The following is a 16,531-nucleotide window of genomic DNA, read 5'->3' as shown; positions in this document are numbered from 1 at the left end:
AATAACTCCCCCTTTTAAAGAAAAGCGTAAAACTATAGTTTAGCTAGATACTTTGGCAATTTTCCCTTGTTCAATATAAACGAGAAGTATTGAAATATCAGCTGGGTTAACGCCGGATATACGAGATGCTTGCGCGATGGATAAAGGTCTGACTTCACTCAACTGAGCTTTGGCTTCTGTCGCGATACCCGCTATTGCATTGTAATCAATGTTCTCTGGTATTTTCTTGTTTTCCATTTTTTTCATTTTATCAACTTGTTGCATTGATTTTTCAATATATCCTTCGTATTTAATAAAAATTTCCACTTGCTCTTCAACTTCTTCAGATTTCTTTTCACTTGAAGGTATCATTCGCTCAATTTGGTTATAATTGATCTCTGGACGTTTCAAAAGGTCCGCCGCTTTCATCGGTTCTCTTAGCTCTGTTCCGCCTGTTTCACGAATGATTTCTTGCACATGTTCATCCGGTTTAATCGATACTTTTCGCAACCTAGTAATTTCTTCTTCGATATGCTGTTTCTTCGCAAGATACGCTGCATATCTTTCCTCGCTAATCATTCCAAGCCCATAACCGATTTCCGTTAAACGTAGATCCGCATTGTCATGACGCAATAATAGTCGGTACTCAGCACGTGATGTCAGAAGCCTGTAGGGCTCGCTTGTTCCTTTTGTAACGAGATCGTCAATCAGAACACCTATATAAGCATCGGCACGTCCTAGAACGCACTCCGCTTTCCCAAGAGCACGTGAAGCTGCGTTAATCCCTGCCATAATTCCTTGTGCAGCTGCTTCTTCGTAACCAGACGTCCCATTCAATTGCCCTGCTGTATACAAATTACGTATTTTTTTCGTTTCAAGGGTCGGCCATAGTTGTGTTGGAACGATTGCGTCATACTCAATTGCATAGCCAGCACGCATCATTTCAGCTTTTTCTAGCCCTGGAACACTTTCAATGAGCTGTCTTTGAACATGTTCAGGTAAGCTTGTTGATAATCCTTGGACATATACTTCTTTTGTATTTCGACCTTCGGGTTCTAAGAAAATCTGATGACGTGATTTATCAGCAAAGCGCACAATTTTATCTTCAATAGACGGGCAATAACGCGGCCCTTTTCCTTTAATTACACCTGAATACATTGGTGATAAGTGCAAGTTTTCATTGATAATTTCATGTGTTCTTGGTGATGTATACGTCAGCCAGCATGGCAACTGATCCATGATGAATTCAGTCGTTTCAAAGCTGAAAGCACGCGGTACATCGTCACCTGGTTGAATTTCCGTTTTGCTATAGTCAATTGTTCGACTATTGACGCGTGGTGGTGTACCTGTTTTGAATCTGACCATATCGAATCCAAGCTCTCGGATGTTATCTGCTAGTCCTATCGAAGGCATTTGGTTATTTGGTCCACTTGAATATTTCAAGTCCCCAATGATGATTTCCCCTCGTAGGAACGTACCCGTTGTAACAATTACTGTTTTCGCACGATACACTGCCCCTACTTGAGTAATTAGGCCTTTTACTTCATTATCCTCGACAATCAGTTCTTCTACAACCCCTTGATGGAGCGTTAAGTTGTCTTGTTCTTCGAGAAGGCGCTTCATTTCTTGTTGGTAAAGAACTTTATCAGCTTGTGCTCGAAGCGCACGAACAGCAGGTCCTTTTCCTGTATTCAACATCCGCATTTGGATATGTGTTTTGTCGATTACTTTCCCCATCGCACCGCCAAGTGCGTCGATTTCGCGTACGACGATCCCTTTTGCAGGACCCCCGAGTGACGGATTACAAGGCATAAAAGCAATCATATCAAGGTTCATAGTTAGTACAAGCGTCGATGCACCCATTTTGGCAGCGGATAATGCCGCCTCAACACCGGCATGACCGGCCCCAATGACAATAACATCGAACGTGCCTGCTTCAAATTGTGGCATGTTCTTTTCCTTCTTTCTTTAGATTGTTCAAAAGATCCCGTGAAAATTGAGCCTACAGGAAGTAAGTCATGCAGTCGTCGCGGCCTTAGACCACCTTCCCTCCTCGGCCCTTTTCATCTTCCTTTTTGAACCCTCATTTAATTTGTTATTTTCCGAGGCAAAATTGTGCGAACAACTGGTTAATTAAACTTTCTTGGACAGTATCTCCAATAATCTCACCGAGAATTTCCCATGTCCGTGTGACGTCAATTTGTATCATGTCAACTGGGACACCAGCTTCTGCTGCGCTTATAGCATCCTCTATAGTAGCCTTTGCATTGTGTAGCAAAGAGATATGTCTTGCGTTGGATACATATGTGAAATCGCCTGACTCTAAGTTTCCTTCGAAAAAGAGTCCGGCAATTGCTTCTTCTAACTCATCGATCCCTTCATCTTTCAAAAGGGAAGTAGTCACAAGTTTTCCATTGCCCGAGAGCTCCTTAACTTTCGCCAAATCAATTTTTGGCGGAAGATCGGTTTTGTTAATGACAATAATGGCATCCATCCCCGAAATCGCTTCAAAAAGGCGCTCATCTTCAACGGAAAGCTCTTCTGAACTATTAAGGACAAGTAAAATTAAATCCGCTTCCTTGAGTACTTGTCTCGATCTTTCAACACCAATCCGTTCCACGATATCTTCTGTTTCACGGATTCCAGCCGTATCGACAAGACGCAGTGGAACACCTCGCACATTGACGTACTCTTCAATAATATCACGCGTCGTCCCTGCTATGTCAGTTACAATTGCTTTATTTTCTTGTACGAGGCTATTTAATAATGAGGATTTACCAACATTCGGTCTACCTACAATAACAGTAGACAGCCCCTCTCGAAGGATTTTCCCTTGAGATGAGGTGCGCAATAATTGATCTATTTCATTTTTCACCCATGTTCCTTTTTCAATCATCAGAGGAATTGTTACTTCTTCGACGTCATCATATTCAGGATAGTCGATATTCACTTCTACCTGTGCCAACGTTTCAAGAAGTGCTTGTCTTAAATCGCCAATCAACCGCGACAGCTTTCCTTCCATCTGATTTAACGCGACATTCATCGCTCGGTCCGTTTTCGCACGGATCAAATCCATGACTGCCTCAGCTTGTGACAAGTCAATTCTTCCATTGAGGAATGCACGTTTTGTAAATTCACCAGGCTCAGCAAGCCTAGCACCCTCTTTCAAAACAAGTTGGAGCACCCGTTGGACTGCTACAAGTCCTCCATGACAATTCACTTCTACAACGTCTTCCCTCGTAAATGTTTTCGGTGCCTTCATAAGAGAAACCATTACTTCTTCAACAACCTCACCTGTAGCAGGGTTTGCCAAATGGCCGTAATGGATAGTATGTGATTGTTCTTCATTTAACTTCTTTCCCGACGGAGAACGAAAAATGCGATCTGCTATTTGAATAGCTTCGTCTCCGCTGAGTCTGACGATGGCGATCGCACCTTCTCCCATCGGAGTTGAAACGGCGGCTATTGTATCAAAATGCACATTCTTCACCTTCCTAGCTTAGTTATTCACATGTGGATAAACCATTTCCGGACATGACTATCTAACATAATATAGTATCACAAAATGACCTATCCTTCTAGCATGAGAATCGAAAATATGTGGATAAGTTTATCTTCATTCGACAAAAGTCACGACAACCTAGATTTTGGCGAAATAAAAAACTCGCAAAGACAAATGCGTCCTTGCGAGAAATGATTTATTTAGCGAATAGCTTCGATGACAAGATACCTAAATGGGTCGCTACCTTCTGAATACGTCTCAATATCTAAGCGATTCGACAAAGCATTATGAATCACTTTTCTTTCATAAGATGGCATTGGCTCCAGCTGTACTTTACGACCCGTACGCACTGCTTTGTCAGCCATACGATCAGCAAGCTGTTCAAGTGATTGTTCACGACGTTCACGGTAATCTCCGACATCTACCCGAACAACTTTGAATTGGTTTGCCGACTTATTTGTTACAAGTTGGGATAATTGTTGAAGTGCATTCAAAGTTTGTCCTCGTTTACCAATTAGTAAGGCTGCTTTGGCACTTTCCAATTGAAAGTTAACATATTTTCCATCAACTTCATGACGCACTTGAATATCTGTAATTCCCATTCCCACGGCAACTTGCTGTAAATAGCGTTCTGTCTCTTCTATCGCTACTTCATCAGATAATTTTTCAACAGGAGCTTGTTGTTCCACGTTAGCAGGAATAGAGTCGACAATAACTTCTTGTTTCAAGTCACTTAATGTCGTTTCGGGTGTTTCAGGGACGGAAGGTTCGTCCACATGTATCATTGTTACGTTCACTTCAGCTTCTTTTGCACCAAAACCAAGAAATCCTTTTCTCCCTTGATCGATTACTTGAACCTCAACTTCGTTTCGTGTAACACCGAGTGCTGCTAATGCTGACGAGATCGCCAATTCAACTGTGGCTCCCCTTCGCGTCATCCTTGTCATTTTCGTTTCCCTCCTACTTTTACAGGTACCACTTCTTCTTTCTTAAATGGTTTGTAAATGAAGATATTTTGGATTACTGAAATGATGTTCCCGATTACCCAATAAAGTGCAAGTGCAGCGGGCAGGAATGAACCGAAAATCATGATCATGAATGGCATGATATACATCATTACCTTCATTTGAGGGTTCCCCATCGCTGGGCCTGTCCGTAATACAACGAACTGCATAAGTCCGGCAATTACAGCTAGTGTAATACTTGGTGCTGCCAGCTCAAACCAGAGGAATTTACCGATATCATAAGTAACATTCATACGACTGATTGCATGGTAGAAACCAAAAAGGATTGGCATTTGGATAATAACCGGTAAACAACCTGCTGCCGGGTTGATTTTTCGTTCCGACATTATTTTTTGCATTTCCTCACGATACTTCTGTTGCGTCACAGCATCTTTTGATTTATATTTTTCTTTTAATGCATTTAATTCAGGTTGTACTTCTTGCATTCGTTTAGAACTTTGCGTCTGTTTAATCATTAATGGAAGTAAAACAAGGCGAATGATAATTGTAACTGAAACAATTCCCCATCCGTAAGTCCCCAAAATATCTTTGAATAGTGTTATTAACGAAACAAGTGGCCAAACAATATATTTGTTCCAAAATCCTTCACTGTCTGCATAAATCGGTTGATTGAAGTCAGAACATCCCGCAAGGAATACCGATAATGCCGTCAGCATCAAAAGTAATGCTACCTTCTTTTTCAAATTGGTTCCCCCAAATCATATCTTTTCTTTTATATAGAAGACTAATCGAATTCTAGCTGTCTTGTTAGCCAAGCCATTGCAATTACAGCCAATAATTTCAGTTTATCATGTTCAGTTATATCCTTCTACTTCTTCCTTAGCACACGTGCTATCCGAAAAACATGCTGTAGGCTCTTTTTTGTTTCATGAAAATCGAGTGTGGCCGCCTGATGTCTGGCGATGATAACATAGTCCATATCGTTTCGTAGCTCGTCCTTCATTTCCAAGAAAGACTGCCTGATATATCGTTTAATACGGTTTCGTGTCACTGCGTTTCCAACTTTTTTACTAACGGAAAGACCAATCCGGAATTGTTGCTGCTCTTCCTTCTTATAGGAATACACAACGAATTGTCGATTGGCGACAGATTTCCCTTTTTTAAATACTTGTTGAAATTCTTCATTCTTCTTTATTCGTTGACGTTTATTCACAAAGTGCACCTGCTTCGCCACTTAAATTTAACTGCTTCAGCTAAAGTCCCTACTTTGATAAGTAGGGTAATTGATTTTCAATAGAAAAAAAGACCACTGAGGCAGTGGCCTTATGCTGAAAGTACTTTTCTTCCTTTGCGTCGACGGGCTGCAAGGATTCTACGTCCGCTTTTCGTGCTCATTCTCTCACGGAAGCCGTGAACTTTACTACGTTTACGTTTATTTGGTTGGAATGTACGTTTCATTTTTTAAGACACCTCCTGCGTGATTGTCTGTTTACTACGTGACAGTCTTGAACATTATATCCGTATTTCACGGTAAAAGTCAACCTTTTTTTATCAGACACTGCATTCATATCTAAATTTAGCGCTACATTTATATAATAGGTTATCCACATCTTCTTCAAATAATTGGCGACGATAATGTGTATACTATTTTTTTATATTTTTTTATCCACATCGCTTATCGACATGTTTTTCACATATTAAAGCCTGTGGATAAAGGTTTCCTCCACGTTTGCTAGTATTGTGGATAAGTCAGAAAGAACCTTGTAATCCATCTCATTTCCTGTTACAATGAGATGGATTTTGTTGTGCACATAATTTTATAATATTTCCGTTATCCACAATTGTTGATAGGTTGTGGATAATTTTTTCAACATTTTTGTATAATTGTTATCCACAACCGTGAAAACTGTGTATAATACATATCTTCAGTGTTTATTTTCTTTGTAAAGGAGGCAAGAGATTGGAACATTTAGAAGAATTATGGAGCGAAGTATTGTCGAAAGTTGAGCAGAAAATTTCAAGGCCCAGTTTTGAAACCTGGCTCAAATCGACAAAACTCATGTCGTATGGCGAAGAAAACGTCACTATAGCCGTACCAAATTCTTTTGCAAAAGAATGGCTTGAAACTCATTATGTACATCTAATTACCGGCATCTTATCTGAACTGACTGGTGAAGATCGTATCATTCAGTTTGTCGTTCCAGAAGATATGGTAGAAAATGATTTTATGGTCCCTAAACCAACTGTGAAACCGATTGAAACAGTTCCAGCAGTAACGGCACCTGGTATGCTCAATCCTAAATACACATTCGATACATTCGTTATTGGTTCAGGTAACCGCTTTGCTCATGCCGCATCACTAGCAGTAGCTGAAGCGCCCGCAAAAGCCTACAACCCATTGTTCATCTACGGTGGCGTCGGACTTGGCAAAACTCACTTAATGCATGCTATTGGACATTATGTCCTCGAACAAAACCCGGCAGCTAAGGTTGTTTATCTTTCATCTGAAAAATTTACAAATGAATTCATCAACTCAATCCGGGATAACAAAGCTGTCGAATTCCGCAATCGTTATCGGAATGTAGACGTACTTTTAATAGATGATATTCAGTTCCTTGCAGGAAAAGAACAAACCCAGGAAGAATTCTTCCACACATTCAATACGTTACATGAAGAGTCAAAACAAATTGTTATTTCAAGTGATCGACCACCGAAAGAAATTCCAACATTGGAAGATCGGCTTAGATCACGCTTTGAATGGGGTCTTATTACAGATATAGCTCCCCCGGATCTTGAAACGCGGATAGCGATCTTGCGTAAAAAGGCCAAGGCAGATGGACTCATTGATATCCCGAATGAAGTCATGCTATACATTGCAAACCAAATCGATTCCAATATACGTGAACTCGAAGGAGCACTAATACGTGTTGTTGCCTTTTCATCTTTAGTGAATACGGATATTACTACAGAATTAGCTGCCGAAGCATTAAAAGATATCATACCTAATTCAAGGCCTCGTACTGTGACCATCTTAGACATCCAGAAAGCAGTTGGAGAACACTTCAATATTCGTCTCGAGGATTTCACCGCTAAGAAAAGAACAAGATCCATTGCATTCCCACGACAAGTCGCTATGTATTTGTCTAGAGAATTGACGGACTCCTCTTTGCCTAAAATCGGATCTGAATTTGGTGGACGAGATCACTCAACTGTGATTCATGCCCATGAAAAAATATCGAAAATGTTGAAAGACGATCAAGCTCTTCAACAGGATGTACAAGATATACGCAATGTACTTGGAAGAGGATGACCTGTGTATAACGTAGAATAAGGTGTGCATAGTCATGAACAGTTTATACACATGTGGAAAACCTTTATAGGACGAAGAATATTGGACTTATACACATTTCCACAGCCCCTACTACTATTACTACTAATTTATTAAACATTAATATTATATAAGCGAGGGTATAGAATGAAATTTGAAATCATGAGAGATCGACTGATTGATGGTTTAAGTGATGTGATGAAAGCGATCAGTCACAAAGTAACCAATCCTATTTTGACAGGTGTAAAAATCGATGTGGATGATAAAGGAATTACAATGACAGGTAGTGATTCTGATATTACAATTTGTACATTCATTGCTGCTGAAGAAAATGGTGAACAAATCATTCGCGTCATCGAAAAAGGAAGTATTGTATTACAAGCAAAAGTTTTCAGCGAAATTGTACGTAAACTACCAACAAATGATGTCACTATTGAAGCTGTTAATGGACTTCAAACACATATTCAATCTGGTAAAACAGAATTTCATCTCATTGGATCAGATGCAGATGAATATCCAGTATTGCCTGAAGTAAAAGATGAATATCTATTTTCATTACCAGCAGATTTGATGAAATCTATCATCCGTGAAACTGTCTTTGCGGTATCACAACAAGAAACAAGACCGATATTAACAGGCGTTCTTTGGGAAGCAAAAGACGGGGGATTGTCTTGCGTTGCCACAGATAGCCACAGATTGGCAAGAAGGCTAACTGTACCTGAAGAAATGCCAGAAGTTCCTTTTAGTGTCGTCATACCAGGAAAAAGCTTGCAGGAATTAAATAAAATTTTGCCTGATACTGGCGAACTTGTGGATATTGTTATTGCAGATCAACAAGTATTATTTAAAACACGTAATGTTTTATTTTATTCACGCTTACTGGAAGGGAATTATCCAGATACTTCTCGACTAATCCCTTCTGAATATAAAACGACAGTAACAATAAACGGACGTCTTCTGCTTCAAGCGATTGACAGAGCCTCCCTTTTAGCACGTGAGGAACGAAATAATATTGTCCGATTTTCAGCAGATGAAGGAAAAGTTATTGAAATCTCATCCAACTCACCTGAAGTTGGAAAGGTTGAAGAACTAGTAGAGGTAATTAATATTACTGGAGAAGCACTAAAAATTTCTTTTAGTGCTAAATATATGATGGATGCATTGAAGGCAATTGATGGTCAAGATGTGGCCATTCAATTTACAGGAGCTATGCGACCTTTCATCTTAAAATCGGTGGATGATGAATCGATTTTGCAGTTAATTCTTCCCGTTCGGACATATTAAATATTGAAGGATAGTCAAATATTTGACTATCCTTTTTTATCTTTTTCATTACAGGTTTACGTCTAATTCGAAAACTGGACGCAATAACATCTCGGCTGTAATTGATATACAATCGAAAATCAGCTAAAATAGAGGGATAGACTAATTTGCGAAGGGATAGGGTCTGATGGAAAACCTGACAATTGATACAGAGTACATAACATTAGGTCAATTATTAAAAATGACAGATGCAATCAGTTCTGGTGGTATGGCTAAATGGTTTTTGGAAGAACATACTGTTTATGTCAATGGTGAAGCAGAGCAACGCCGAGGTAAAAAATTACGCCATGGAGACGTAATTAATGTTCCTGGTGTTGGCAAATTTAAAATACATGACATCTTAACTGAGCAACCGGATGTACATTGAACGGCTTGCATTAACCGATTACCGCAATTACGAAGCACTTGACTTAACGTTTTCTCCACATATCAATGTGTTGATTGGTGAAAACGCACAAGGCAAGACAAATGTGATGGAAGCAATCTATGTACTTTCTATGGCAAAATCTCATCGAACCTCTAATGATCGAGAATTAATACGCTGGGACCAAGAATATGGTAAAATAGAAGGGGACATCCAACGAAAATATGGCAAACTGCCATTAGAGTTGATTTTATCAAAAAAAGGTAAAAAGGCGCGTGTCAATCATCTTGAACAAAATCGCTTGAGCCTATACGTTGGGCAATTGAATGTAGTCATGTTTGCACCAGAGGATTTAAATCTTGTCAAAGGAAGTCCCCAAGTACGTAGACGATTTCTAGATATGGAGATTGGTCAGATTTCACCAACTTATTTGCATGACCTTTTAACATTCCAAAAAATTCTGAAGCAACGAAATGCTATCTTAAAAGATAACCGGGGCAAATTGGATTTGAAAGATGTCATGTTTGATGTTTATACAGAGCAGTATATTCAAGTAGCTGTACAAATTATTCGTAAACGTTTTTATTTTATGGAGCTTTTACAGCGATGGGCAGAACCTATCCATAATGGAATTTCCCGTGGGATTGAATCACTTGAAATTACTTATGCAACACTAAAAGAGTTTGATTCGGGACAGACTGTAGAACAAATGGAGTCTATATTAGGTCAGAAGTTGCTGGAAGTAAGGCGTCGCGAGTTAGAACGTGGGATGACATTGGTCGGACCACATCGAGATGATCTTCACTTTTTTGTAAACGGATATGATATTCAGACTTATGGTTCACAGGGGCAGCAGCGGACGACGGCACTGTCCCTTAAACTTGCTGAAATTGAGCTTGTCAAGCAAGAAGTCGGGGAAACGCCTGTACTTCTTCTGGATGATGTGTTGTCTGAGCTTGACGATTATAGGCAATCGCATCTTTTGAATACAATTCAAGGACAAGTTCAAACGATTGTTACAACGACAAACGTTGCGGGGATTGACCATGAGACGATTCGCCAGGCAGATATTTTTGAAGTAACGGCAGGTACAGTAGCTAGAAAAGAAGAAAAGTAATCAATTTTTTACAAAGTATGAAAAGTGATAGATGTTAGACGTTCAGAAAGGAATGGTGAACAGTTTGGCAATGGAAGAGAAAGAGTTGCAGACAGCTTATGATGCGAATCAGATCCAAGTCTTAGAAGGACTTGAGGCTGTCCGCAAACGTCCGGGTATGTATATCGGGACGACTAGTTCAAGAGGACTTCACCATCTTGTATGGGAAATCGTTGATAATAGTATTGACGAGGCGCTTGCAGGATACTGTGATCATATCGAAGTGACAATCGAAAAAGATAACTGGATACGTGTTGACGATAACGGTCGTGGAATTCCGGTTGGGACGCAAGAATCTACAGGACGTCCAGCTGTTGAAGTTATTATGACCGTGCTTCATGCTGGAGGTAAATTCGGCGGTGGCGGTTATAAGGTATCAGGTGGGTTACACGGAGTAGGTGCATCTGTCGTCAATGCTTTATCTGAAACGACAGAGGTTTTTGTCAGACTTGATGGTAAAGTACATTACATCAAGTTTGAACGTGGCGATGTAGTAGAAGAATTGAATGTCATTGGCGAGACCGATGAAACGGGTACAAGAATCCGCTTCAAAGCCGATCCAGAAATCTTCACTGAAACAACGGTATATGAATTTGACATTTTGGCACATCGCTTGCGTGAGCTTGCTTACCTAAATCGTGGTCTACGTATAACGATAGCGGATGAGCGTGAAGATGAAAAACGAAGTGATCATTATTACTACGAGGGCGGTATCAAGTCCTACGTCGAACATTTGAATAAAAATAAAGAACCTATACATGAGGAACCTATTTTCATCGAAGGTGAAAAAGATGGCATTTCAATCGAAATTGCTATGCAATATAATGCTGGTTACGCAGAAAACCTGTTTTCATTCGCGAATAATATTAATACGTACGAAGGCGGAACACATGAATCAGGCTTCAAGACGGCACTTACACGTGTTATCAATGATTATGCTCGGAAAAATGGAGCACTGAAGGAAGCGGATCCGAACTTATCAGGTGATGATGTTCGTGAAGGATTGACGGCTATTATTTCCATCAAGCACCCGAATCCACAGTTTGAAGGACAGACGAAGACGAAACTTGGAAACTCTGAAGTGAGTACAATTACAAACTCGCTATTTTCAGAAGGCTTCCAACGTTTCTTACTTGAAAATCCAACGACTTCAAAACAAATTATTGAAAAAAGCCTCATGGCAGCACGTGCACGCATTGCAGCAAAAAATGCACGTGAGTTTACGCGTCGTAAGTCTGCACTCGAAGTATCTAGCTTGCCAGGGAAGTTAGCGGATTGTTCATCACGCGATCCTAAAATCAGCGAATTGTACATCGTTGAAGGTGACTCGGCGGGTGGTTCGGCTAAAATGGGACGAGATCGTCATTTCCAAGCGATACTTCCGCTACGAGGTAAAATCTTAAATGTTGAAAAAGCGCGTCTTGACCGCATTTTAGGTAACTTAGAAATCCGTGCGATGATTACAGCACTCGGAACCGGTATCGGAGAAGAATTCGACCTTTCGAAAGCACGCTATCACAAACTGGTCATTATGACCGATGCAGATGTCGATGGTGCGCATATTCGTACACTTTTGCTAACCTTCTTTTTCCGCTTCATGCGACCACTTATCGAGGCAGGCTATGTCTATATCGCTCAGCCGCCGCTTTATCGCGTGAAACAAGGAAAAGTCGAAGAGTATTGCTATAAGGAAGAAGAGCTTGAAGAAATTATTGGCCGGATGCCGTCTACACCTAAACCTGTTATTACCCGCTATAAAGGTCTTGGAGAGATGGATGCAACTCAATTATGGGATACAACAATGGATCCAGAACAACGTACATTACTGCAAGTTGAACTAGAAGATGCCTTTGATGCAGATTTAACGTTCCAGGACTTGATGGGAGACGATGTTGAACCACGTCGTAAATTCATCGAGGATAATGCAATGTATGTTACAAATATAGATACTTGAGGAACGTTGAGCTGAAAGGAGTCTAACAACATGGCAGATATGCCGAAACGTGGTGTCCAAGGCATCAACATTAGTAAGGAAATGAAGACTTCATTCCTTGACTATGCAATGAGTGTCATCGTTTCACGTGCCCTCCCTGATGTAAGGGATGGTTTGAAACCAGTCCACCGCCGTATTTTGTATGCAATGCAGGATTTAGGGAATACCGCCGATAAACCACATAAGAAGTCCGCACGTATCGTCGGGGACGTTATTGGTAAGTACCACCCACATGGTGATAGTGCTGTTTACGAGACAATGGTACGGATGGCGCAAGATTTCAACTATCGCTATATGCTTGTCGATGGTCACGGGAACTTCGGTTCAGTTGACGGTGATGGGGCAGCGGCGATGCGATATACGGAATCACGTATGTCCCGTATCGCAATGGAACTACTTCGCGATATCAATAAAGATACAATTGATTATCAAGATAACTACGATGGGCAGGAAAGAGAACCGGTTGTTTTACCGAGCCGCTACCCAAACCTGCTTGTCAACGGAACAACTGGAATTGCAGTCGGAATGGCAACGAATATTCCACCGCACCATCTTGGGGAAACGATTGATGCTGTTATAGCATTGGCGGATAATTCGGCTATTACGACAGAAGAATTAATGGAAATTATACCGGGTCCTGACTTCCCAACAGGTGGGATTATACTTGGTCGTAGTGGAATTAGAAGGGCTTATGAAACTGGAAAAGGCTCTGTCATTATTCGCGGTAAAGTTGAAATTGAACAGAAGTCGAATGGTAGAGAAACGATTATTGTCAGTGAGCTACCGTTCCAAGTAAATAAGGCGCGATTAATTGAAAAAATTGCAGAATTAGTACGAGATAAAAAAATCGATGGTATTACGTATTTAGCAGATGAATCAGACCGTACAGGTATGCGTATCGTTATTGAAGTACGCCGTGATGCAAATGCCAATGTATTATTGAATAATTTATACAAGCAAACTGCATTACAATCTAGTTTTGGTATTAACATGCTGGCACTTGTCGATGGTCAACCAAAAGTACTGGCATTAAAAGAAATTTTATATCATTATTTAGAACACCAAAAAGTAGTGATTCGTAGACGAACACAGTATGATTTGAAAAAAGCAGAAGATCGCGCACATATTTTAGAAGGATTGCGCATCGCACTCGATAATATTGATAGAATCATCGCCTTAATTCGCGGATCTAAAACAACGGATGAAGCGAAATCAGGGTTAATGGAACAATTTGATTTATCCGAACGTCAAGCACAAGCTATTCTTGATATGCGTCTCCAGCGTTTAACAGGACTTGAGCGGGACAAAATTGAAAGTGAATATGAAGCACTGCAGCTCTTAATGGCAGAGCTTCGTGCGATTCTTTCTGATGAAATGAAATTACTCGAAATTATACGTGAGGAACTGCTCGAAGTAAAAACCCGTTTTGAGGATAAACGTAGAACGGAAATTACATTAGGCGGCGCTGAAATGATTGAGGACGAGGATTTAATTCCAGTTGAGAATTCAGTGTTGACACTCACACATAACGGTTATATTAAACGTTTACCAGCCAATACTTATCGAAGTCAACGTCGTGGTGGTCGCGGTATACAAGGGATGGGAACGAATGATGATGACTTCGTTGAGCATCTTTTGAATACATCAACGCATGACACTATCCTGTTCTTTACAAGTAGAGGCCGTGTGTTCCGTACGAAAGGCTACCAAGTGCCTGAATTTAGCCGGACTGCTAAAGGGTTACCAATCATCAACTTGTTAGGTGTAGATAAAGATGAGAAAGTAACGGCTATGATCCCAGTAGCAGAGTTTAAGGAAGAGGAATACCTATTCTTTGCAACTCGCAATGGTATTGTCAAACGTACCCCTATTACGGAGTTTGCAAATATCCGATCAAATGGATTGATTGCACTAACGTTACGTGGCGATGATGAATTAATTGGCGTCAAAATGACTGGTGGCGATGACAATATCGCTATTGGAACAAAGGATGGTATGTTGATTAAATTCAATGAGCTAGACATCCGTTCTATGGGCCGGGTAGCCGGAGGTGTCCGCGGTATTCGTCTACGTGAGGGCGACATTACAATCGGCATGGATATCGTGCACGAAGGTGATGAAATCCTAGTGGTAACAGAAAAAGGCTTCGGAAAACGAACGCCAGAAGATGAATATCGTATCCAATCACGAGGCGGTTATGGATTAAAAACATTAAACGTCACGGAGCGTAATGGTAAACTTGTCGCAATGAAGACGGTAGATGGTACAGAAGATCTGATGTTAATTACAATCCATGGTATTTTGATCCGTATGGATATTGAAGATATTTCTGTTATTGGGCGAAGTACACAAGGAGTGCGTCTCATTCGACTTGGAGAAGACGAGCTTGTTGCGACTGTTGCCAAAGTTGAAAAAGAAGAGGAAATAGAAGAAGAGGCCGAGCAGAACGACAACCCAGTCGAAGAAAGCGAAGCAGATAACGAGTCTTAAGCATGAGAAAAGTTATTGAGATGACCGCATCAGTCATTTCAATAACTTTTTTTATCGTCTATTTGCAATTTTTAGAGTATGATAAAAGGTACTATGAGGTGAAAGTAGGGGAACCTGGATGGCCGAAACATATATTAAGATAGATGATTTACGTCCTGGCCTTGTAATAAGTGAGGACATATTCGCAAACACCATCTACCCAATTGTTAGAAAAGACACAGTCGTTTCTTCCGATCATTTAGAAATCTTACAAATCTTTGCTGTGAAACAAGTTAAAATTCATGAACGCCCTGTTGTGAAGAGAGAAAAAGTTCCTGAAATTGATCATGAAAATCCAGTGGATCCAGATGATATTCTTACTCAAATCCCTATGAAACGCCAAGACTTACAAACACAGTACAGTGAATCGGTTCAAAATTATAAAAAAGAGTTTATCGGATGGCGGGCAGGTCAACGTCCTGATGTTGCAAAAGTTCGTTCAATCGCAATCCCTTTGCTAGAGACTTTTATCGAACAAAAGAAAATGTTAACCATTTTAAACGACCTTTCGGAACCAAATGATTATTTGTATCACCATTCCATTGCTGTTGGAATATTAGCATCTGCCATTTGTGGACAGATGGGATTTCCAAAAGGACAGGTGTTGCAACTTGGTCTCGCGGGTGTTCTTGCAGACTGCGGAATGGCCAAAATCGATACATCCATTACAGAAAAAGCCGCGTTTCTGACAAAAGTTGAATTTAATGAAGTGAAAAAACATACAATATATAGCTATCAGATGATTCAGGAGACGCCTTTGCTACGTCAGGAGATGAAGTTGGCTATTTTGCAGCATCATGAGCGTCTTGATGGAAGTGGTTATCCGCGCGGCGACAAAATGGGGCAAGTGTCTGTGTTTTCACAGATCCTCGCAGTATCGGACGTTTTCCATGCGATGACATCTGAACGGATTCACCGTGCTAAGGAATCTCCATTTAAAGTGATTGAGATGATAAAAGAAGAAGAGTTTGGGAAGTTCGATATTAAGGTTGTTCAAGCATTACTCGATTTAGTAGGCAATCTATCAATCGGCACAAAAGTTCAACTGACAAATGGTGATGTCGGAGAAGTTGTATTTGTTCACCGAGATGCAAGATTACGCCCAATGATAAAGAAAAGTGTAGACGGGACTATCCTAGACCTTACGACTAATCGTCATATTGCTGTAGGGAAGGTATTGATTTAGGATGTGTTTAAATTAAATTTGACAAAAATCATCACCTCGCAGAGTAGCTATTAAAGCTTTGCGGGGTGATTGTTTAAGTACTGTTGTAGGTATTGAAAAACATTTTGAAATAAGTGTTGCATTTGAAATGGTAGGGTGATATAGTAATAAACGTTGCGCATCCGACATAAAGAAAACAACGACAAAGAAATTGAAATTAGTTGTTG

At 40.3% G+C, this 16,531-nt stretch carries 14 protein-coding genes; 7 read left to right on the top strand and 7 right to left on the bottom strand.

The window, feature by feature from the left end; translation table 11 throughout:
- Window positions 1-39: 39 nt before the first annotated feature.
- The 6 genes from mnmG to rpmH form a co-directional block, all read right to left on the bottom strand.
- Window positions 40-1,929, bottom strand: a complete 1,890-nt coding sequence (gene mnmG / locus R2B77_RS11410; protein ID WP_203248272.1) for a tRNA uridine-5-carboxymethylaminomethyl(34) synthesis enzyme MnmG — start codon at window positions 1,927-1,929, stop codon at window positions 40-42.
- A 145-nt stretch (window positions 1,930-2,074) separates the two neighbouring features.
- On the bottom strand, window positions 2,075-3,460 hold the full coding sequence (gene mnmE / locus R2B77_RS11405) for a tRNA uridine-5-carboxymethylaminomethyl(34) synthesis GTPase MnmE (RefSeq protein ID WP_203248271.1): 1,386 nt from the start codon (window positions 3,458-3,460) through the stop codon (window positions 2,075-2,077).
- 221 nt (window positions 3,461-3,681) lie between these two features.
- A complete protein-coding gene (jag, locus tag R2B77_RS11400; protein WP_203248270.1) occupies window positions 3,682-4,428 on the bottom strand; it encodes an RNA-binding cell elongation regulator Jag/EloR in 747 nt (248 codons plus the stop codon).
- A complete protein-coding gene (yidC, locus tag R2B77_RS11395) occupies window positions 4,425-5,189 on the bottom strand; it encodes a membrane protein insertase YidC (RefSeq protein WP_203248269.1) in 765 nt (254 codons plus the stop codon). The genes jag and yidC overlap by 4 nt, the downstream gene beginning before the upstream one ends.
- A 125-nt stretch (window positions 5,190-5,314) precedes the next feature.
- The gene (gene rnpA / locus R2B77_RS11390) at window positions 5,315-5,659 is read right to left on the bottom strand and encodes a ribonuclease P protein component (RefSeq protein ID WP_203248268.1); all 345 of its coding nucleotides are present in this window, start codon (window positions 5,657-5,659) and stop codon (window positions 5,315-5,317) included.
- A gap of 110 nt (window positions 5,660-5,769) precedes the next feature.
- Window positions 5,770-5,904 (bottom strand): 50S ribosomal protein L34, encoded by a 135-nt coding sequence (gene rpmH, locus R2B77_RS11385; protein ID WP_179392742.1) that lies wholly within the window; start codon window positions 5,902-5,904, stop codon window positions 5,770-5,772.
- Window positions 5,905-6,406: 502 nt separating this feature from the next.
- On the opposite strand from rpmH, the gene dnaA reads away from it, so the two are divergent.
- The 7 genes from dnaA (at window position 6,407) to R2B77_RS11350 (ending at window position 16,325) form a co-directional block, all read left to right on the top strand.
- Window positions 6,407-7,756, top strand: coding sequence for a chromosomal replication initiator protein DnaA (gene dnaA, locus R2B77_RS11380; protein ID WP_203248267.1), 1,350 nt, complete (start codon window positions 6,407-6,409; stop codon window positions 7,754-7,756).
- Between the two features lie 165 nt (window positions 7,757-7,921).
- Window positions 7,922-9,058, top strand: a complete 1,137-nt coding sequence (gene dnaN / locus R2B77_RS11375) for a DNA polymerase III subunit beta (protein WP_203248266.1) — start codon at window positions 7,922-7,924, stop codon at window positions 9,056-9,058.
- 166 nt (window positions 9,059-9,224) lie between these two features.
- The gene (gene yaaA, locus R2B77_RS11370) at window positions 9,225-9,464 is read left to right on the top strand and encodes a S4 domain-containing protein YaaA (RefSeq protein WP_212391685.1); all 240 of its coding nucleotides are present in this window, start codon (window positions 9,225-9,227) and stop codon (window positions 9,462-9,464) included.
- Window positions 9,454-10,578: a DNA replication/repair protein RecF gene (gene recF / locus R2B77_RS11365; RefSeq protein ID WP_203248265.1), complete on the top strand. Its 1,125-nt coding sequence runs from the start codon at window positions 9,454-9,456 to the stop codon at window positions 10,576-10,578. Before yaaA ends, recF begins: the two co-directional genes overlap by 11 nt.
- Before the next feature lie 70 nt (window positions 10,579-10,648).
- Window positions 10,649-12,571, top strand: coding sequence for a DNA topoisomerase (ATP-hydrolyzing) subunit B (gene gyrB / locus R2B77_RS11360; RefSeq protein WP_203248387.1), 1,923 nt, complete (start codon window positions 10,649-10,651; stop codon window positions 12,569-12,571).
- A gap of 30 nt (window positions 12,572-12,601) precedes the next feature.
- On the top strand, window positions 12,602-15,100 hold the full coding sequence (gyrA, locus tag R2B77_RS11355; RefSeq protein ID WP_203248264.1) for a DNA gyrase subunit A: 2,499 nt from the start codon (window positions 12,602-12,604) through the stop codon (window positions 15,098-15,100).
- A 118-nt stretch (window positions 15,101-15,218) separates the two neighbouring features.
- A complete protein-coding gene (locus R2B77_RS11350) occupies window positions 15,219-16,325 on the top strand; it encodes an HD-GYP domain-containing protein (RefSeq protein WP_203248263.1) in 1,107 nt (368 codons plus the stop codon).
- Between the two features lie 12 nt (window positions 16,326-16,337).
- On the opposite strand, the gene R2B77_RS11345 is transcribed toward R2B77_RS11350, so the two are convergent.
- On the bottom strand, window positions 16,338-16,531 hold a 194-nt coding region (locus R2B77_RS11345; RefSeq protein WP_322555697.1), incomplete at its 5' end, for a hypothetical protein.

This window comes from Sporosarcina beigongshangi (assembly GCF_033485195.1).
Classification (GTDB): domain Bacteria; phylum Bacillota; class Bacilli; order Bacillales_A; family Planococcaceae; genus Sporosarcina; species Sporosarcina beigongshangi.
This window is presented reverse-complemented; position numbering and strand designations above follow the sequence as displayed.